Raw genomic sequence first — 21,550 nt, forward strand, 5'->3', positions numbered from 1 at the left:
CGTCAATAATGCAACTACTCTTCCTCGTTGCTAGCTTCTTCAGTTACTTCTGCTTCAGCAGCTTCAGCAGCTACTTCTTCTGCTTTAGCGGCAGCTTCAGCTTCTGCAGCTTCAGCTTCACGCTTAGCATTTACTTCTTTTTCTGCAGCAAGTGCTTTTGCTTTTGCATCAGCCTCTGCCTTTGCTAAAGAATCTTTCTTAGCATTTACAGATCCTTCTTTTTCCTGCACCCAAGCGTTAAATTTCTCTTCAGCTTGTTCTTCAGTTAAAGCTCCTTTTTTAACACCTCCTGCAAGGTGATTTTTCAGCAATGCTCCTTTGTAAGAAAGAATAGCTTTAGCAGTATCGGTTGGCTGCGCTCCATTTTGTAACCATTTTACAGCTCCATCAACATTTAAGTCTATAGTTGCTGGGTTAGTGTTTGGATTGTAAGTACCGATTTTTTCTAAAAATCTACCATCTCTCTTTGCTCTAGCATCTGCTGCTACGATCCAGTAAAAAGGCTTTCCTTTTTTACCATGTCTCTGTAATCTTATTTTAACAGGCATAAAAATTAATTTTTGGGTACACGACCCTGTTTATAATTAAGTGCGCAAATGTAATCATTTTTAGCAAATTAGCATCGAACTTATTCTTCTTTCATTAAATAATTTAGAGCTATCGAAGAATTAACACGTTTTACTGTTCTTTCTAACAGGACTTATAGACGTTTCATGAGAAACGTAAATACCTACTTTTATTAGGTATAAAATATAATTTTGTGTATTTCATCGATATTAAAATGTCATTAATCGTAAAAAATTATGATTTTATCTTCAAAAAAATTGTTTTCTTCAGAATTTCGTGATATGTTTGTATTAAATTATTTACTGATAGTTGGTTATCTATCTCTAAATTTTTTAAAGCCCCAAGCGTATGATTAAAAAAATTACCCTACTCCTGGCATTTATATGCCTTATTTTCAGCTCTTGTAGTACCGATATAGAAGTAAATTCACCAGGATTACAAGCTACTATAGACGGAAAGTTATTTAGACCCGATATTAGAAAAGCAATCATTCATGAGGATGGTACATTAGTAATCATCGGAAACACAGGAACAGAATCAATTAGCTTCACTACTTCTTCTACAGAAAGAGGAACTTATAGATTAGAACAAGCCATTAATCAAGTAACATTCGAAAACAACGATGCTAAGTTCGTTTCTGAAGAAGGTGCTAATAATGGACAAATAGTAATTACAGAAATTCAGGACAATTTAGTTTCTGGGAATTTCTATTTTACAGATTTAAAAGGAAGCAATGGAAAATCAATGAGTTTCCAAAACGGATGGTTTTATAGATTACCTATAGAAAATTTTGTACCAGAACCTGAAGAAGAGGAAGAAGAGGAGGAAATCATAATTACCTCTGAAGAAGAAGAGCAAGAAGAAATCAACCCTTGTCTTTTAAACGCTTCTTTAACAGCCATGATTAATGGAAACGAGATGATTACTGATGATCACGATGCAATTCCTTTTGGAGTGAACAACCCTTCAATACTAATAAAAGCGAGTAATGAAGACGAGGAGATAACAATCGTTTTTCCAATCAGTGTGGAGGTTGGACAGCACTCTTTAACAGGATCAGGAGAGTATAGTGCGACATATAGCTTATACAATGATAAAGCATCAGCTGTTTCTGGTAGACTTACCATAACATCTCATGATACCGAAACAAAATGTATCAGCGGAACTTTTGAATTCGTTACAACAACAGGTGTTGCAGTGACAGAAGGACAATTTGAATACGGATATTAATCAAAACTCAACTATAGCGAAAAAAGGCGTTCACTAATTTATTTTAGTGAACGCTTTTTAATTTTTAGCATATTACATTATTTCTTATTTCTTGAAACAATCTTTTCATTGATTCCTCATAAAGGAAATCTTAAGTGGTTAATAATTCTGGATAACTTTTCAATTACCGAACACATCATTTTAATTATTTTTGATGATCACTTTGACCATAAGACAAAACTTTCTCGAAACATATTTTTATGTATTTAATTTTTGATACCGAAACAACAGGTTTACCTAAGCGTTGGGATGCTCCCATCAGTGATACTGATAATTGGCCAAGATGTATTCAGATCGCTTGGCAATTACACGATGAAATGGGTAATTGTATCGAGCATCAAGATTATTTAGTAAAACCAGAAGGATTTAATATTCCATATGATGCAGAAAAAGTTCATGGAATTTCAACTGCCCTTGCCGAGCAGGATGGTATTAGCCTAGCAGAAGTTCTGGAAAAATTCAATATTGCGTTATCAAAAACGAAGTTTGTTGTCGGTCAAAATGTAGGGTTTGATGTTAATATCATGGGTGCTGAGTTTTATAGACTTGGTATTAGCAATCAATTACAAGAGTTGCCCGTGCTTGATACTTGTACCGAAACTACTGCAAGTTTATGTCAAATTCCTGGAGGTCGTGGAGGAAAATTCAAATTACCTACACTTACAGAGTTACACGAGTTTTTATTCGGAACCTCATTTGGAGAAGCCCATAACGCAACAGCCGATGTAGAAGCTACCACTCGATGTTTTCTAGAATTAATCAGGAAGCAAGTTTTCACAAAAGAAGAGCTAGATGCTCCTTCAGATTACTTTGAAAACTTCAAACGTGTTAATCCAGAACCAATAGAATTAATAGGTTTACAACATATTAATCTAAAAAGAGCTTCTCAAAAAATCCAAGAAACACTGGATAAACAGGGAAGCTCTGACATTTCTCAACAAGAAATCAAGGACAATATTGCAGCTTTGGATGCTGTAAATTTTGTTCACCTACATAACCATACGCAATTTTCTGTCCTACAATCTACTACCAGTATTCCTGATCTGGTAAAAGAAACAGCCAAACACAAGATGACAGCTGTAGCCATGACAGATCATGCAAATATGATGGGAGCTTTTCATTTTGTACAAGCAGTTACCAATCACAATAAAAGTGTAAAAGCAGCGAATGCAGAAGCTATCGAAAATGGAGAAGAACCAACAGGAGTTGAAATAAAACCAATTGTTGGATGTGAGTTTTTTGTTTGCGAAAATCATAAAGACAAATCCCGAAAGGATAATGGATATCAAATAGTTTTGTTAGCTAAAAACAAAAACGGATATCACAATCTAGCCAAAATGTCTTCTATTGGATTTGTAGACGGTTTCTATTACCTGCCTAGAATTGACAAAGAAGTTATTAAACAATACAAAGAAGACATCATTGTCCTAACTGGAAATCTGTATGGAGAGGTTCCTAGTAAAGTACTAAACATAGGAGAAAAGCAAGCTGAAGAAGCTTTATTATGGTGGCACGAGGAGTTTGGAGATGACCTCTATATCGAGATCATGCGCCATAATCAAGAGGATGAAAATCGAGTAAATCAGGTTTTGATCAACTTTTCCAAAAAGCATAACATCAAAACAGTAGCTACAAACAATACTTATTATTGCGAAAAGAAGGATGCCAATGCCCATGACATTCTACTATGTGTAAAAGACGGAGAAAAACAAGCGACTCCAATTGGAAGAGGAAGAGGATATCGATATGGATTACCAAATCAGGAATACTATTTTAAGTCTTCTGAAGAAATGAAAAACTTATTCAAAGATCTCCCTGAAGCCATCATGAATATTCAGGAGATCGTGGATAAGATAGAACCTTTTGTACTAGCAAGAGACGTATTATTACCTGCATTTGACATCCCAGAAGAGTTCCAATCTGAAGAAGACAAAATAGACGGAGGGAAAAGAGGAGAAAATGCTTATTTAAGGCATATCACCTACAAAGGAGCAAAGATTAGATATGGAGAAATTACTCCAGAAATTGATGAGCGCCTTGATTTCGAATTAAAAGTTATTGAAAATACAGGATACCCAGGATACTTCCTGATTGTGGAAGATTTTATAAGAGCCGCAAGAGAAATGGGGGTTTCTGTAGGTCCTGGACGTGGATCTGCTGCTGGATCTGCGGTAGCCTATTGCCTATGGATTACCAATTTAGATCCGATAAAGTATGATTTACTTTTTGAGAGATTCCTAAATCCGGATCGTGTAAGTATGCCCGATATTGATATTGATTTTGATGATGAAGGACGAGGACGTGTAATGGACTATGTAATCGAAAAATATGGAGCCAATCAGGTAGCTCAGATAATTACATACGGTACTATGGCAGCAAAATCTTCTATTCGAGATACTGCTCGTGTACTTGATTTACCTCTTAGTGATGCAGATCGAATTGCAAAGCTTATTCCAAATATGTCTAAACTTGGAAAAATATTTGGTGTAGATGAAGCGGTATTAAAAAAGAAGTTTAGAAGTGATGAATTAGAAAAAGTAAATGAACTACTAAACATCGCAGAAGGTAGCGATCTCGAAGCCGAAACCTTAAATCAAGCTAGAGTTTTAGAGGGTTCAGTTAGAAATACAGGTATTCATGCTTGTGGAGTGATTATCACACCCGATGATATTACCAAGTTTGTCCCAGTTGCGCTTGCCAAAGATTCTGACATGTACTGTACACAGTTTGATAACTCTGTAGTAGAAAGTGCTGGTCTGCTAAAAATGGATTTTTTAGGATTAAAAACATTAACCCTAATTAAGGATACCGTAAAAATTGTAAAAGCAAAACATGGCGTAGAATTAGATCCTGAGAATTTCCCTCTTGACGATGAAGAAACGTACGCATTATTCCAAAGAGGAGAAACGGTTGGAGTATTCCAATATGAATCTCCTGGGATGCAAAAATATATGAAGGAACTAAAACCTACAGTTTTTGCTGATCTAATTGCGATGAATGCTTTGTACCGACCAGGACCTTTAGAATATATCCCAAGTTTTATTAATAGAAAACACGGTACCGAAGAGATCATATATGACTTAGAAGCTTGTGAAGAATACCTAAAAGAAACCTACGGAATCACAGTATACCAGGAGCAAGTGATGCTACTTTCTCAAAAACTTGCTGATTTTACCAAAGGTGAAGCGGATGTACTCCGTAAAGCAATGGGTAAAAAACAAAAAGCAGTACTGGATAAAATGAAACCCAAGTTCATTGAACAAGCTGCTGCCAAAGGACATGCTGAAGATAAATTAGAAAAAATATGGAAAGACTGGGAAGCATTTGCAGCCTACGCTTTTAACAAATCTCACTCCACTTGTTATGCTTGGATTGCGTATCAGACCGCTTATCTAAAGGCTCATTATCCTGCAGAATATATGGCAGCTGTACTATCCAATAACATGAACGACATTAAGCAGGTTACTTTCTTCATGGAAGAATGTAAGCGTATGAAATTAGATGTATTAGGACCCGATGTGAATGAATCTTACAGAAAATTCTCTGTAAACAAAGATGGTGCAGTACGATTTGGAATGGGAGCCATTAAGGGTGTAGGTACCGGAGCCGTGGCTACTATTGTAGAAAACAGAAAAGAAGATGGACCATACAGATCTATTTTTGATATGGCAAAACGCATTGACCTACGTGCGGCTAATAAAAAAGCTTTTGAAAGTTTAGCACTTGCTGGTGGATTTGATTCTTTTACAGAGACACATAGAGGTCAATATTTTCATCAGGATGGAGATGGAATTACTTTCTTAGAAAAAGCCATGAAATATGGATCTAAGTATCAAGAAAACGAAAACTCATCTCAGGTAAGTCTATTTGGCGAATCTAGTGATGTTCAAATCCCAGAACCTGTCGTTCCTCCTTGCGAAGAATGGGGGACTATGGAAAAACTTGCCAGAGAAAAAGAAGTAGTTGGTATTTATTTATCTGGTCACCCGCTCGATGATTTTAAATATGAAATGAAGTATTTCTGTAATGGAACACTTTTGAATTTTGCCGATCTAGAAAACAATCTAAATCGTGAAATCTCATTTGGCGGAGTAATCACAGGTGTGGAACATCGAACATCAAAAAATGGAAAAGGATGGGCCACGTTTACCATAGAAGACTATAACACTGCTCATGAGTTTAGAATTTTTGGCGAAGATTACTTAAAACACAGACCCTTCTTAGTACAAAGCACCTTCGTGTATGCAAAAGCTTTTATAAAAGAAGGTTGGGTTAATCGCGATACCGGAAAAAAGGGAGATCCTAGAATACAATTCAATAGTTTTCAGCTACTACACGACGTAATGGAAACCTATGCCAGAAAGCTGACAATTCAACTAGATATTAATGAACTTTCTGATACTAGGATTGATAAGCTAAAAGAATTGCTCACTGAACATGCTGGAAATCACACGTTAAATTTTGTGATTTTCGAAATGGCAGAGAAACTTAAGTTACATATGCCAAGTAGAAAACAAAAGGTAAACATCTCTCCAGAATTGTTAACCGCACTGGAGAGCGATTCTGTGTATTACAAATTAAACTAGAAACGATCCTTAATTCTGAAGTTTTTAATCCCACACTTTTAAGAAGAAGGGAAAATACCTCCTATAAAAAAGTCAATAAAAACCTCATAATGTGTTAGATAGCTAACACTTACAAGTTGTTAAGGATTCTTAAAAACTAAAGCGATCTAGTTAATTATTTCCTAAAAAATATTGTTTTTTTACATTTTGTATTCATAGCCTTTTTTTATATAAAACCCTTTAATCCAAAGGGTTTCAATGCCTACAACTCATAAAATCAACAATGCTTTTTAAAATTCAAAATTCCCCTTGATGTAAGATTAAATATTTATACCGTCTCAAAATATGTAAGATCTTAAAACCCTAATTACTTTAAACGATTGGCCAATTGTTTTCTTAATGATTTTTTCAGAATATAACTATTAAAAACACAAAAAATGAAAAATTTTAAAACCTTACTTTTAAGTATTTTCGCCGCCTCATTATTTATGGCTTGTAACAATGATGACAATCTTTTAGAAGTTGAAACGAATCAAACGATCACTGATGAAATTGCAGAAGATGCATTAGAAGAAGAAGCTCAATCAAAAGGCTTATTACAATCATTTAGAGCTTTAAAAGAAGCTAAAATATTACTAGCAAGTATCCGTAAAGATGGTGGAATTCCTTATAACTTTTTTAATCCTGCTTTACGATTCACAGACGCTCAAAATGTTTTTGTACCAAGTGTTTTAGGTATTGATTTTAGAATTGATAGAGATGTGGTTCCTGCAGGTCCCACAGTTAGACTGCCTATGTTTAAAGGTTGGGAAACTTTACCAAATGGACAAAAGAGAGAGCTTTACTACGTAATCACAGAAGTATCTGACAGACTGATGGCTAAAAAACTAGGTGTTATTTTCGCACCAAGAATGGCAGCTTCTATAGGATCCGGAGGGGAACAAAAAGGATATTTTACAAGAACAGGGCGACTTGTTTTTGAAGGATCTGTAGATTTTTCACCAAAAAGATCTTTAGTTACTGGACCAGCAGACGGTTTACTATTCGGATTTCCTCCAGCAGAAGCAAACCCAGGAGCAATTGCAGATGGTAAATGGTCCTCATATGTTGTTTTACCTAGTGGAGTAGTAATTAATGCGCAGCCAGTAGCCAACAGTACAGGTCTTCATGACAGAGTACCAAACCCTCTTGGAAATGAGCAAGAGCAAGAAGATGATTTAAACAATCCAAATTTTGCACCTGATCAAGCTTCAGTTGTTATGCAATTACTTGATGGATGGCATGCTAATAGACCATATTACTTCCATATCGTAACTGATACTTCAGATCCAGGACCTGCAACTATCGAGTTAGGAGTATTTGCACCAAGATTAGCAAATCTACCAACATTTGGATTATTCCCAGGAGGATCTATGCTACCTTTTAGTCCAACAGCTAATGGAAGAACAACAGATACTGATGGACTTGGAGTACAAGGATTAAATACTGCTTCTTTAAGTAACAGACAAGTACAAGATCCAACCAATACATTCCCTATAGATCCAAGTGATACAAGATATGCTCCGATGTGGGATGCTCACGTAACAGAATTTACCGTTCCAGAATCTGAACGTCCAATCCTACAGAGTTTTGATCAAATTAATGACTTATTAGCAGATGGAACTTTGATCCCATTTAGAGGAAATGCTAATCCAAGCCCATTAGCTAATTCTTTATCAGATTTATTAACAGCTACAGGAGCTATTATCAACTGTCCTGTTATTACGCAACCAGATGATAGTGTTATTGGTACTCAAATAGGAATACCTACAAATAACTAATATCAACTCTTAAAACCTTATGGAAAAGCTCAGCAACCAGTAAGCGCTGAGCTTTTTCTTATTTTATATAGAAATATACAAAAAAGCCGACATCAGGTTGTTGAATCACAACCTAGGATGCCGACTCTCGAAAAAAATAGTTTTTTTATTGGCAAGTCCTTACTTTCACTTCTAGGAAATCTCGGTAAGATTCAAAACAATCTTCATGTGCGTGAACATACCCTCCTATGTTATCCGTCCATTTATTCTCATAACCGGTACCTGCTTTTGCTCTATCTATATAATAGAAGATATCGTAAGCACCATCTGGTGGAGTAATTATAGTCTGTTCTCCATCTACTTTATTTTCCTTCCAAACAATTTCATCGTATGGTACACTTGCACCTTCCTTTAGTTTATATTCAATTCCTATTCTAAAATTATCTACCACTGTATTTTTAAATACTATTCGATTATGCACACGTTTTGCTGTAGTACAATTTAATGCAACATAATCTGTACTATATCCCATTTTTGCTAGACTATTATCCTTTAAAAATCTAATGGTATAAGCAATTGGAAGCCCTGGATTATTTCTACTATACACAGCATTTTCTCCTTTTATAATAGACTGTAAATCACCAAAGTTTTGTGCAGAAACAGCCTCAGAAGCCACAGAAGCGTTCCCTCCTATTGTTACTGTAGTGATAGTAGATTCATTTAAAATTTCTTTATACTTAGCCTCCACATCACCAGATGCATTAGTTACGCCACTTGCATAATTAAAAGCTCCTGTGAGTTCTGATTCCGTAGCTTCTGCTGTAGTCTCCATTCTAAACATGATGATTCTACCATAATTTACAGAGTGCACGTACGCGGGTGGTGTTGCAGAATTAAATGCATTTTCGATTCGTGATAATGGCACGTCAGCTCTAAATACATCCGAAGGATTTTCAGGAGTATCCATAGTAATTGTGTAAAAAACTTGTTTAAACACCATAACAGCTACTCTATTGGTACTTGTAGTTTCATAATTAAATTGTGCAGAAACATCTCCCGTTGCCCATTCCGTATTCATTCCAACTTCTAAACTCATCTGCTTAGAACTATAAGAAGTACTGGCTGAGTAAGAGGAGTTAGAAGGGTTTACATACCCTTCTTGATATGCATTTGTATTCCAATATTCTAAAGCCTCATCGATCTTGGATTGCACATTAGAATTCCTGGGATCCTCTACTCTAATATTTCCTGCTTCCCCAATACCTGGTAAATCTAATCGTATAGTCATCGGTGCTCTGCCTAGAGTAAAAGCCTCTGGAAGACCATCTCGCATAGTTTGATTTCCAACTACCAATGCTCCTGGCCAAACAACACCATTTGTTGGACGAAGGATTGCCACATCTTCAAAATTGGCTTTTAGGTTGTAATCCACGCTCACACAAGTAGTTTCTATTCCAGAATCAAATGACTCATCTGTATTGGTCCCACCAGGTGTTTTGAGCAATGCTCCCCCTCCAGTTTCTTCAACCCCTAACAATTCACTTGGATTATATTCCAAATTATTAATGAATTCATTGATTGTATTTGCTTCTGGATTTACAGGTTCGGAAGGCAAACTATCTTCATCTTTACTACAAGAGCTACATGCAATGCAGGCATAAACTAAAGTGATTAATATAAATGCTTGGGGCATTTTTAAAATTGAAGTTTTCATGAGTTTTCTTTTTAATGATTCAACGATTCAAAACTACTGGCAAAGCGTTTTTAGTCCTAATTTTAGGTATGGACAAAGCATGGACATCTATTGAAAACCAATGAATTAACTTAAAAAAAACGGTTTCTTTTATGAAGACTAAACTAAAGAGTTCTCCATGTATTTAAGACATTGAAAGAGGAGACCTAAGGGAAAAAGCAACTTAAAAGTCTTGCAAACTCAGTTTTACACTTTCTTTCAGAATATGCAGTATTCTACAATCATAATATTTATTAATTACCTTAGTTGTCAACTAAATGACTCGCTTTTATGAAATTCCAATCTCTTCTCATCACAGTATTCATCTTTTTTACCCAACTAGTGATTTCTCAAAATCTAAAATTGATTGACAGTTTAAAAAATGCTTTAGACAATCACAGCGAAGAAGATAGTGTTAGGGTGGATATTTTAACCGAGCTCCATGAGAAATTAATGTTCTCTGCACCTTTAAAAGCTAAAAAATACGCAGAAGAAGAACTAAAGATTTCAAAAAAAATTAATTACAAAATGGGGATAGGCAAAGGTTTATTGCACTTAGGTGATTTTTATACCAATCGAAGCAATCTAGATTCTGCTCTTTATTATTACAAACAAGCAAAACAAGAATTTAGCAATCGCAATTCTTACAGAGGTACTTTATTTGTTAACTATTCCATTGCGGACATCTTGCGGAGCAAAGGTGATTTTGAAAGCGCTATTCATATAATTCTGGAAAACCTTGAACTTATAGAAGAAAATGAAAAAGTGGATAAGGCCAAAGCAAAATTTAAGGGTGCACAATATAATAGCCTTGCTACTATTTATATGGAAAAAGGTAATTACAAACTTGCTTTAATTGAAGCTTTAAAAGCATTGGAACTTTTTACAGAAATCAATGACGTCATGAGAAAAGCTGATATTCTAAAACTTTTAGGTGATTTGGAATACGCAACGGAAAACCACAAAAAAGCACTTACCTATTTTAAAGAAGCAATGGCAATTTATTTAGCTCAAAATGATGAGATTTATCTATCCTATGCAAAAAACTCAGCTGGGAATGCCTTAAAAAAATTAAATCGCATAAACGAAGCTCAAACACACTATGAAGAAGCTATAAAACTAGCAAGAAAGCATGAGGCAAAATCCCCATTAGCCAATGCACTTTATAATCTTGGTGAATTATTCAACATTGAAAAAAAATACGAAAAAGCAAAAGCATCTTTTATAGAATCCAAAGAGATTACAGAGGGAGAAGACATAAAAATTGGGATTATAAATGCATATAAAGGATTAAGCAATACCTTTAAAAATGAAAACAATATTCCTGAAGCTATTAAAAACATTAATCAAGCGATCAACATAGCCGAAAAAATTGGTACCATGTCGAATCTTCAGGAATTATATGAAAAACGCTCTAACCTTTTTCGATTACAGAATAAAAATAAAGAAGCACTTTCAGACCTACATGCATCTCAAAAAATAAGAGACAGTTTATTTTCAGTGAAAAAATCGCAACAAATAGAAGAATTACGAACTATTTACGAAACAGAAAAAAAAGAAGCTGCCATTACGTTACAAAAGGAAGAAATAAAAAATCTAAATCAACAAGTAGAGATTAGTAATCTTCGAAAAACGCTCTATGCAGGAGGAATGATATCTTTTATTGTGGTATCAGGATTGCTATTTTTTGGATTCAGACAACGAATTAAAAAGAATCAAATAGAACGAGAAAAACAAGAAGAAATATACCGGCAAGAAATTGAATTTAAAAGAAAAGAACTTACCTCCCAAACGTTGCATTTGGTTCAAAAAAGTAGCTTTATCCAAGAACTCAAAGAAAATCTAGAACGTATTAAAAACTCTCCTGAACTTTTTAAAGTAGAGTTTAGAAGATTGGTAATGTTATTAAAAAAAGAAAGTGCTGAAGACAAAGATTGGGAAGTATTCAAGTCATACTTTGCAGATGTACACAATAATTTCGATAACAAATTAAAAGCAATTCATAATGAAATCACTGAAAAAGAAATACGATTAGCCTCCTTTCTACGAATGAATCTTACTACTAAAGAAATTGCTACCATGCTAAATGTACTACCAGATAGTGTACTAAAATCAAAATATAGATTAAAAAAGAAACTTCAGCTCGGAAAAGAAGAAGACCTCTATGAATTCTTAAATACTCTATGATAAGAACAATATTGCGTTTAATAATAATTAAAACTTAAACTTCTTTGCATTAATTCGAACTTATTATCGTTCTTAAAAAATAACCCAACTATTATTCTTTAATTGAGCAAGCAAAAGATTCAGAAATATCTTCCTACAGAACAATTTAATAGTATATTTGGTATCAACAAAATCAATAGCACTATAGTCAAAACAAATATTTTGATTGTAAGCTTTGGGATAAATATTGACTAATTTTGTGAAATTAATAAATAACAAGAATTAATAAACAATAAATAAAACTATGGCATTAGAAATAACAGATGCTACTTTTGATGAAGTAGTACTTAAAAGTGATAAACCAGTATTAGTAGATTTTTGGGCAGCGTGGTGTGGTCCATGTAGAATGGTAGGTCCAATAATTGAACAGATCAGTGAAGAATATGAAGGTAAAGCTGTTGTAGGTAAAGTAGATGTTGATGCAAATCAAGAATTTGCTGCAAAATATGGTGTACGTAATATCCCTACAGTATTAGTTTTCCAAAACGGAGAGGTAGTTGGACGCCAAGTTGGTGTTTCTCCAAAAAATGTATATGCTGAAGCACTAGATTCTTTAATCTAGAGAATAATATTAGAGATAAAAAAGGGTTGACGGATTGTCAACCCTTTTTTATTGAAAACAGATTAGTATCCGTATATTGTTAGCACGAAAGTATTCGTTAATCTCATAACTCGCAAAGCAATATGAATATCCAAAATGAAATTAATAGCACCAGTGGTTTTACCAATTTAGAGCTTTTAGCCAAACAAGTGGTAGAAGGTTTTATTTCCGGTATGCATAAGAGCCCTTTTCATGGATTTTCTGCTGAATTTGCCGAGCATAAAGTATATAATAACGGAGAGAGTACTAAGCATATAGATTGGAAATTGTATGCTAAAACTGATAAATTATTTACTAAAAGGTATGAAGAAGAAACAAATCTAAGATGTCATATCATTATTGACAATTCTTCTTCTATGCATTACCCCCAAATCAAACAACATCATTTAGAATCCCTAAATAAGATAAGTTTTTCAGTATTAGCAACAGCTTGTCTTATGAACATTCTTAAAAAACAGCGTGATGCCGTAGGTCTAAGCATATATAGTGATACCTATGATTACTATACGCAAGAAAAAGGTAGTGAGCGACATCATCAGATGCTTTTAAGTAAGTTAAGTCAGATAATTACTACTCCAAAGGATACTAAAAACACAGACACTTATACTTTTTTACATCAAATAGCAGAAAAAATTCATCGCAGATCTCTCATATTTTTATTTACGGATATGTTTCAGGCTACTTCAAATCCAGAAAAACTATTTGAGGCTTTAAGACATCTAAAATATAATAAACACGAAGTTGTGTTATTTCATACCTTCGATAGTACTAAAGAATTAAATTTTGATTTTAGCAATAGACCTACTCGATTCGTGGATGTAGAAACTGGTGAATTTGTAAATTTATATGCAGACAATATCAAAGAAAATTATCAAAAAGCTGTGAGTTCTTATTTCTATGAACTAAAATTAAAATGCTCTCAATATAAAATCAAGTATGTAGAAGCAGATATCACAAAAAATTTCGACAAAATTCTTACCACCTATCTTGTTGAAAGGCAGAAATTTGCGTAGAATCACAAAAAAATACTTAAAAAAAGTTCAAAAAACATTTGCGGGTATTAAAATGAGGTGTATATTTGCATCCGCAATAAGGCAATGGTCTGGTAGTTCAGTTGGTTAGAATACCTGCCTGTCACGCAGGGGGTCGCGGGTTCGAGTCCCGTCCAGACCGCAACAATTGCAAAAGCTTCAATTACGGTTGAAGCTTTTTTTTGCAATGTACAATGTTGTGTTGTCCCATGCCAGTTGCATGGGTGGTTTAGTAAACCAATGAGAAGCTTTTCCTGAAAAAGGAGAGGCTTTTTTTAATTTCTTTTGTATCCACTTCCACTTACAGTTAGATCAATCATTCTTTTCATTAGTAGGTCATATCTTTTTAACCACTTGAACAATCTATAATATAATTTAAAAATGTAAGTTTTTTCTTGTTAAAATATTTAATTTTTAAATTAACTGTGTTAAAATTGCATTTTTTTACGATAAAATACACAAAAAATTTGGAGCTAACCAAAAAATCACTATCTTTACAAAGTGAAAATGAGTTAGTGCTTTCGTTCCCCCCAAGATGAAAGTTTTTATAAAAGTGAGTTTTAATTTTAGAATAAGCCCCTAAATTAAGATGATTTGTGTGAAGAAAAAGAGTGCGTTAAACGCACTCTTTTTTTGTTTTAATATATTTTATTAGAAGACAACAGCGATCAAAATATCGCTTCCCAATGTTCCCACACTTTATTAACATATAAAATGATAAAGGCGATAGACACGATGAACTTCACAAAAGTACCTGCAAGAAAACCTAGAAACGATCCAAATGCAGCTTTTAACGCTTTTGATGAATCTTTGCTATCCTTTATAAGCTCTCCAATAAAAGCTCCAGCAAAAGGTCCTATAATTATCCCAAATGCACCTAAAAAAAGTAATCCTATTACCAATCCAATAGAACTTCCTATCATTCCGTATTTTGTGCCGCCAAAACGCTTTGTTCCCCATGCAGGAACGATATAATCTAATATCCAAACGACAATAGCAATTCCCAGAGTAATTCCGAGAAAAGTCCAGTTCTGTGGGATCACATCTGTAAAATGAAGTATCAACAAACCAATCCATGAAGTAAAAGGACCCGGCAACACTGGAAGAAAACTACCAATGATACCAACCAAACATAATATAAAACCAATGATTACTAACGCTATATCCATAGTAAATTATTAGACTATCAAAAATGAATATTGTTACTCTAATATTATTTTTTTTCTAAAATACTTAAAACTGTAGTAACATCAAATTAGCTAATAAATCATAATTTTGTAGGAAACGAAGTACCCTTAGAAACCTATTCTATCCCCGAAATGAAAAAGTATATCTATATAACCTTATTGGTTACTTTATCCAGCTTCTATTCTTATTCACAAAATAAGCCCACAACACTTAAGTGTAAAAACAAATCCATAGAACGCGTCCGAAAACATTGTATTTGTAAGGATATTGAGCAATACGTGAAAAAAAATTACGACATCCTCGCTGTTTCTTCATATGCTAAATCAGGAATTAATCGCATCTATACAAGGTTTAATATTTCTAATAAAGGGAAAATTGAAAATATTGAAGTAAAAGGATTCTCTCCTGAAATCGAAAAAGAAGCTATAAGAACACTTCTATCCTTCCCGGATATTATTCCTGCAAATACCATATCCGAAGCTAATACTAATGTAAATGACTCTTATACCATAATGATTCAGTTCGAAATCAAAAATACCATCACAAATCTTTAGTAACACTAACACCCTATTATTGATACATTTATAATAGTTTCCATTCCAAAACGAGCTGTTTTTACAAGTAAAGAAGCAGTAAAAGGGCTATTTTTTTAAATTTTTAAACTAAATATTTAGTTAAAAAGAAAAAATGTATATATTTGTCATTCAACTAATAGATTAGTTGAATAGATATAGATATCTATAGAACAACTGGGGGACGTCGACCTGAGTCTACTATTTTTGGAATACAATGTAGTAGGCTCTGGATTGACACGATAACAATGTTTATGTAAAAGAAAAAATATGCTCCACTACCTACTTCAAATCCTTATTTTTCAATCATTATTCCTTTTGGTTTATGACGTTTTTCATAAAAAGGACACCTTTTTTAATTGGAATCGTTTATACCTAATTGTCACTCCATTTTTATCATTAATACTTCCATTTATAGAACTAGACTTTTTGACTTCTAGTTCTACGGAAATTGTTGTTACTAATATCGAGCTTTCCATCATTGTTCCTACCGAAAAAATAATCTTTAATACCAATGTAACCAGAACAGATGCTGGTACAAATGGAATACAAATAAATTGGTGGATAGTGACATATTTAGCAGGAGTTTTGCTAAGCTTTATAAATCTGCTATTGAAGTTTCACAAGCTTCATATCCTTAGAAACGTATCACACATATCCAAATCATTTAATCAGAAAATAGTAATTCTTCCAAATAGTATGCACGCGTTTTCTTTTTGGAATACAATTTTCATTGGAGATTCTCTAACCGAGGAAGAAAAACAACATATTATATCACATGAACTTGTTCATGTAAATCACAAACATACTATTGATCAAATAGGAATCGAGCTCCTAAAAATCTTATTATGGTGGAATCCTTTGGTATATATCTATCAGGCAAGAATTACACTGTTACATGAATACATTGCAGATGCCATTACCATTCATAAAGTAAACCAAAAAAACTATATAGAACAATTATTAAATTCTGCTTTTCAAACAGAGAAAATCACATTCATTAATCAGTTTTTCAATCAATCATTAATCAAAAAACGAATATTTATGTTACAAAAGTCCCAATCAAAATCTATTGCCAAATTTAAGTACCTGCTTTTAATCCCTGTACTAACAGGGATACTTACCTACACCTCTTGTAAGGATGGCTCTTCTATTAATGAGTCAAACGAACCGAAGACTATTCCAGTAACAGAGGTTTCCTTTAATAATGATAAAAAAGCTGTTAGCAATCAACCTGCTTGCCTTAATAAAGGATCTAAATATGACTATAAATTAGATAATTACTTAAAAATTGAAAATGGTAAAAATGCGGATATTATTACTAAACTTATCTTATTAGAAACAAATGAGATTGTTAGGACTGCTGTAATCTACAAAAATCAAACACACTATGTAAGAAACATTCCTGAAGGTATATATAGATTAGATGTTACTTATGGAGAAAATTACATAGAAAAACAAACCGATGGAATCTGCAATGGTAGTTTTCAAAAAGAGATCTTATTTGAAACTGGAGAAGATATATTAGATTTCGCCACCATTATAACAGACCAAGGCAAAAATGTACCATCATATTCATTATCCTTGGATTTACTCCCAGAAGAATTAAGAGAAAACCATGATCACAGTACATCTGACGAAATCGCTAGTGCTAAGCAAGAAGCTGCACAAAAAAAAGCAATGGATATAGCTCAAAAAATGGCGAAGGAAAAAACTGCAGAAAAAAATGACATTGCTATTCCTACCCGAATTTCGAAAGAAAAGGCAGAGCCTAACTGTGCTAATAGTGATGCCTCTAAATTTAACATGAAACTAGATAATTATTTAAAAATAACAAATGGAAAAAATTCTGAGGTCATTGTAGATATTGTTAATCTAGAAACTTTAGAAAGTGTAAGAACAATACATCTACCTAAAGATGCTCAGCATTATGTTCGCAATATTCCAGAGGCTACCTATAATTTGGAAATTGTTTATGGTACTGATCTTAAAAAAACGAATACAGACGGAAATTGTAAACTTTCTTTTGATAATAAAATAGTAGAAGAAAGTGGGAAAGAAAAATTAGATTTCAACATTGTTAAATCACCAAGTGGTATTAATGTTCCGTCTTATGCTATTACATTAGATGTCTTAGACCAAATAAAATAAATATCTTAGAATAACTGGAAAGAATTAAACTTAAAAGATATGTTACAATACATTATTCAAACTATATTATTTCAGCTAATATTTTTAATAGCGTATGATTTATTTCATAAAAAAGACACCTTTTTTACAGTTAATCGAGTATATCTTTTAGTGTCTTCACTTCTTTCCTTAATGCTTCCTTTTATTAAGGTAAAAAGTATTCAGGAAACCATACCCGATGATTATGTGGTGAATTTACCGACTGTGTTTATTGGTGGAGCGCAACCTATTAAAAATACAGTTGTAGAAACAACAAATACCGTTGCTACTGCTCCGCTGAATATCAACTGGTGGTTGGTTATTTACATTATAGGAATTGCGATCACCTTGTTTTTATTTATCAGAAAAAATTTCATTATATATTCTTTAAATAAAAAATCAACCAAGGGAACATTTAATACCTTTCCTATTAGGATATTGCCCAATAGCAAAGATGCATTTACATTCTGGAATACTATCTATATCGGTAGCGAATTATCGAAAAATGAAAAAGATCAGATCTTAATTCATGAAATTGTTCATCTAAAACAAAAACACACCTTAGACCTTCTTTGGTTTGAGATAATTAAAATCATTTTCTGGTTTAATCCTTTATTATACATCTATCATTCTCGAATTATCACTTTACACGAGTATATCTCTGATGCTTCTGCGATTAAATTACTAGGAAAAAGACAATATTATGAGCAGTTGCTCAATGCAAACTTTGAAACGAAAAACGTACAATTTGCAAATAATTTCTTCAATCATACATTACTTAAAAAAAGAATCATCATGCTTCAAAAAACGAAATCAAAATCAAAAGCTAAATTCAAGTATTTGGCTATAGTACCATTACTAGTGGTAATGCTTACTTTTACTGCTTTTTCACAAAAAGCGGTTGCCTTAGCAAATATTTCTTCAGAAAAAATTACCGATGAAATTCAGGAAATCACTAACTCATTTTCTAATACAGATACTACAGACGAAGTCCAAATCGCCAATGAAGTTCCTGTAAAAGAAATTATTGTGCCTTCTGAAACCGAAGACTCTAAAATAGAGGAAGAATCTAAAACACTTCCTGTAATTAATAGAGAAGAAACAAAAGCAAAAAAAGCTACTACAACTATCGCTAAGGATTCTTTGTCGGAGGTAGATCAAAAAATTGTGAACCGACTTTTAGAAATAAAAGAAGATATAACGATTCATAACAAAAGTTTCGCTAGTAGAGCAGTATTATACTCACAGGATCCAGGATCCAAAGGAAATGGCGGGTTCTATTTTGTACAAAAAGACACTCCATTTCATGAAAGCTTTAAACAAGTAGCATTTAGCCTACAAGAAGGCGAAATCTCCGAGCCGTTTAGAACTCCTTTTGGTTGGCATCTCCTTACCGTAGAAAAAATTAAAACTGATGGTGTAGATGTTAGACATATTTTAATTATCAGAGAACAAAACATTCCTTTTGCCGTAGTAGAAAAAGTACCAGCTACTCAAAATTGCAAGGACTTGGCCAGTAATGAAGAGGTAAAGAAATGTGTGTCTGACGAAATCAAAAAATATGTAAATAAACATTTCGATATGAACATCCCAGAAAACCTTGGTTTAAAGGGTATAAACCGCGTTTATGTTAGATTTAAAATAGATACTTCAGGAAATGTTGTAGAAGTAGAATCTAGAGGTCCAGCTATCGAAGTAGAAGAAGAAGCGAATAGAGTTATTAGCTCTTTACCTAAAATGATTCCTGGAGAACATAAAGGTGAAAAAGTAAATGTGTTATACTCATTACCTATCGTATTTCAAATTGGAACCGAAGTTGATCAAAAGGATAAAAAAAAAGCAATAATTAAAAACAATATCAACGAAGATACTGTCCTAACCGAAAATCTTTCTAATGACGAAAACAATGAAGTAGAAAAAGGATATTATTTAGTAACGGGAATTTTTAAACGTAAACCTTACTTTGAAAAGGGAATGGCAAAACTTAAAAAGATGGGGCTTGACCCAAAATGGTTTAAAAACCCTAAGGATACTTATCTATATGTATATCTAGATAGATATGATACGCTCGATGAAGCCAAAGTAATGTTACATTCCGATTATGACGGAAAATACGAAGGCGATTTATATATCCTAAAAATTCAATAATAAATTAACAAAACACAATACCCTTATAAAAGACAGATGAAACAATTAACAAAAGCAGAGGAAGAAGTAATGCAGCTTTTATGGCAACTTGGAGAAGGAAATGTAGCGGCCATTATCGAATGCATGCCAGAGCCTAAACCTGCATATAATACTATTTCTACAATTATTAGAATTTTAGAAAACAAAGAATTTGTATCTCATCGAAAAGAAGGAAAAGGATATATCTATTTCCCTTTGGTTAAAAAAGAAGAATACAGTAATCAATCATTAAACAAGTTGATGAATAATTACTTCAATGGTTCTTTTAGAAATATGGTCTCATTTTTTGTTAAAAAGAATGATATGAATATCAAAGATTTAGAAACCATTCTAAAAGAAATCAACAAAGAAGATCATGACGCTTCGTAGAGATATTAAATATTACATCTTTATTGTTACGCTACTTGCTTTTACCATTGCTAAAGCTCAAAAGAGTTCATTAAAGGCAGCGGATAGTCTATATACAATTGGTAATTATACCGAAGCTATAAAAGCATATCAGAATATCGAACCAAAAGATGACTACATCTTACTAAAAATTGCCAAAGCACATAAAGCAAAAGGAACCTATAATGATGCTTTAACTTATTATGAAAAAGTACTTCAAATAGATACGGAATTATTATCAGCAAAACTGGAATATGCTAAACTATTAACCACTACCAGAAAGTATAAAAAAGCTGATAGTGTATATGCCGGTTTAGTTACCCAATATCCTGATAACCCAAATTTTTATTATCAATTAGGTTCTGTAAAGAAAAAACAAAAAGATAGTACCGCGATTGTTTATTTTAAAGAAGCTTTTAAACTAGATAGTACACACCAAAAAAGCTGTTTCGAAGTAGCAAAACACTTTCTTAAAAAGAGAAATTATAATAAAGTCGAAGATATCGCCAATAAAGGATTATCCTCTTATTCAGAAAATCCTGAATTGATCAATATTTTAGGACAAAATTATCTTTTGAGGAAGCATTATTATGAAGCAATCCCATATTTTAAGAAACTAATCTCATTAAATCATGGTAATGAGTATGTACATGCTTCTTTAGCGCTATGCTATCATAAAAATTATGATTATAAGTTAGCGATAATCCAATATCAGGAAGCTCTGAAATATAATGATCAAGTGCCTCTTAGATATACCAGAATGGCTGAAGCCTACACCAGATTAAATATGTATAATGAAGCATTAGCTAATAATACAAAAGCACTACTATTAAAAAATCTTCCTGTAGAACAAGAATTTTTTAATGTTGCGATGAGTCATCGCCATTTAGAAAATTGGGAAGAAGCGATTAAATATGTAAAACTAGCCCTTAAAGAAAATCCAGAATTCATAAAAGCCCAATATCAGCTAGCCACCTTTGCAGATGCTTATTACAAAGACCCAAAAGTAAAATTAGAATACTATAATGTATTTATGAAAAAATTTGGGGAAACTAAAGACGCCAGAAACTTCTATGGATTTGTGGTCAATAAAAGAATTACCCAACTCGAAAAAGAAATTCAAGCTTCTGAAAAAGCTGTAGTGGAAAACTAACCATTCCATCTGGACTATTCATTTTCAGGCAATAGAAATGCTTAAGCAACGATCTTTTAATAAAAAACTTTAATTTTAGGAGCTTTATATACACATCTTGTATT

14 protein-coding genes and 1 tRNA gene are annotated in these 21,550 nt (G+C 33.1%); 12 read left to right on the plus strand and 3 right to left on the minus strand.

Going from position 1 to position 21,550, the window contains the following annotated elements; genetic code table 11:
* Positions 1–14: 14 nt before the first annotated feature.
* Positions 15–548, minus strand: a complete 534-nt coding sequence (locus tag ACWNT5_RS14540; protein WP_299605531.1) for a 30S ribosomal protein S16 — start codon at positions 546–548, stop codon at positions 15–17.
* A 367-nt stretch (positions 549–915) separates the two neighbouring features.
* Between ACWNT5_RS14540 and ACWNT5_RS14545 the strand changes: the two genes are divergently transcribed.
* From ACWNT5_RS14545 to ACWNT5_RS14555, 3 genes are all read left to right on the plus strand, one after another.
* Positions 916–1,797, plus strand: a complete 882-nt coding sequence (locus tag ACWNT5_RS14545) for a DUF6252 family protein (protein WP_299605528.1) — start codon at positions 916–918, stop codon at positions 1,795–1,797.
* A gap of 239 nt (positions 1,798–2,036) precedes the next feature.
* The gene (dnaE, locus tag ACWNT5_RS14550; protein WP_456517745.1) at positions 2,037–6,422 is read left to right on the plus strand and encodes a DNA polymerase III subunit alpha; all 4,386 of its coding nucleotides are present in this window, start codon (positions 2,037–2,039) and stop codon (positions 6,420–6,422) included.
* Between the two features lie 416 nt (positions 6,423–6,838).
* Positions 6,839–8,221, plus strand: a complete 1,383-nt coding sequence (locus ACWNT5_RS14555; RefSeq protein ID WP_299605524.1) for a hypothetical protein — start codon at positions 6,839–6,841, stop codon at positions 8,219–8,221.
* A 145-nt stretch (positions 8,222–8,366) separates the two neighbouring features.
* Here the strand turns inward: ACWNT5_RS14555 and ACWNT5_RS14560 are convergent, their stop codons facing one another.
* Positions 8,367–9,914 carry a thiol-activated cytolysin family protein gene (locus tag ACWNT5_RS14560; RefSeq protein ID WP_456517746.1) on the minus strand — a complete coding sequence of 516 codons (1,548 nt, stop codon included), beginning with the start codon at positions 9,912–9,914 and terminating at the stop codon, positions 8,367–8,369.
* A gap of 309 nt (positions 9,915–10,223) precedes the next feature.
* On the opposite strand from ACWNT5_RS14560, the gene ACWNT5_RS14565 reads away from it, so the two are divergent.
* From ACWNT5_RS14565 to ACWNT5_RS14580, 4 genes are all read left to right on the plus strand, one after another.
* Positions 10,224–12,119 carry a tetratricopeptide repeat protein gene (locus ACWNT5_RS14565; protein WP_456517747.1) on the plus strand — a complete coding sequence of 632 codons (1,896 nt, stop codon included), beginning with the start codon at positions 10,224–10,226 and terminating at the stop codon, positions 12,117–12,119.
* A 283-nt stretch (positions 12,120–12,402) separates the two neighbouring features.
* Positions 12,403–12,720, plus strand: coding sequence for a thioredoxin (trxA, locus tag ACWNT5_RS14570; protein WP_299605517.1), 318 nt, complete (start codon positions 12,403–12,405; stop codon positions 12,718–12,720).
* A gap of 122 nt (positions 12,721–12,842) precedes the next feature.
* Entirely contained in the window at positions 12,843–13,772 is a 930-nt protein-coding gene (locus tag ACWNT5_RS14575; protein ID WP_299605515.1) for a DUF58 domain-containing protein, read from the plus strand.
* An 86-nt stretch (positions 13,773–13,858) separates the two neighbouring features.
* Positions 13,859–13,932, plus strand: a tRNA-Asp gene (locus ACWNT5_RS14580).
* Between the two features lie 526 nt (positions 13,933–14,458).
* Here the strand turns inward: ACWNT5_RS14580 and ACWNT5_RS14585 are convergent.
* Entirely contained in the window at positions 14,459–14,959 is a 501-nt protein-coding gene (locus ACWNT5_RS14585) for a DUF456 domain-containing protein (RefSeq protein WP_299605513.1), read from the minus strand.
* Positions 14,960–15,256: 297 nt separating this feature from the next.
* Between ACWNT5_RS14585 and ACWNT5_RS14590 the strand changes: the two genes are divergently transcribed.
* The 5 genes from ACWNT5_RS14590 to ACWNT5_RS14610 all read left to right on the plus strand — a co-directional run bounded on the left by ACWNT5_RS14590 (position 15,257) and on the right by ACWNT5_RS14610 (position 21,446).
* Positions 15,257–15,532, plus strand: coding sequence for a hypothetical protein (locus ACWNT5_RS14590; RefSeq protein WP_299605511.1), 276 nt, complete (start codon positions 15,257–15,259; stop codon positions 15,530–15,532).
* Between the two features lie 288 nt (positions 15,533–15,820).
* A complete protein-coding gene (locus tag ACWNT5_RS14595; RefSeq protein ID WP_456517748.1) occupies positions 15,821–17,701 on the plus strand; it encodes a M56 family metallopeptidase in 1,881 nt (626 codons plus the stop codon).
* A 39-nt stretch (positions 17,702–17,740) separates the two neighbouring features.
* Positions 17,741–19,867 (plus strand): peptidylprolyl isomerase, encoded by a 2,127-nt coding sequence (locus ACWNT5_RS14600; protein WP_456517749.1) that lies wholly within the window; start codon positions 17,741–17,743, stop codon positions 19,865–19,867.
* Between the two features lie 36 nt (positions 19,868–19,903).
* Positions 19,904–20,275 carry a BlaI/MecI/CopY family transcriptional regulator gene (locus tag ACWNT5_RS14605; RefSeq protein WP_299605503.1) on the plus strand — a complete coding sequence of 124 codons (372 nt, stop codon included), beginning with the start codon at positions 19,904–19,906 and terminating at the stop codon, positions 20,273–20,275.
* Positions 20,262–21,446, plus strand: coding sequence for a tetratricopeptide repeat protein (locus tag ACWNT5_RS14610; protein ID WP_456517750.1), 1,185 nt, complete (start codon positions 20,262–20,264; stop codon positions 21,444–21,446). The genes ACWNT5_RS14605 and ACWNT5_RS14610 overlap by 14 nt, the downstream gene beginning before the upstream one ends.
* Positions 21,447–21,550 lie beyond the last annotated feature (104 nt).

The sequence above is a fragment of the Aquimarina sp. 433 genome, from assembly GCF_054054605.1.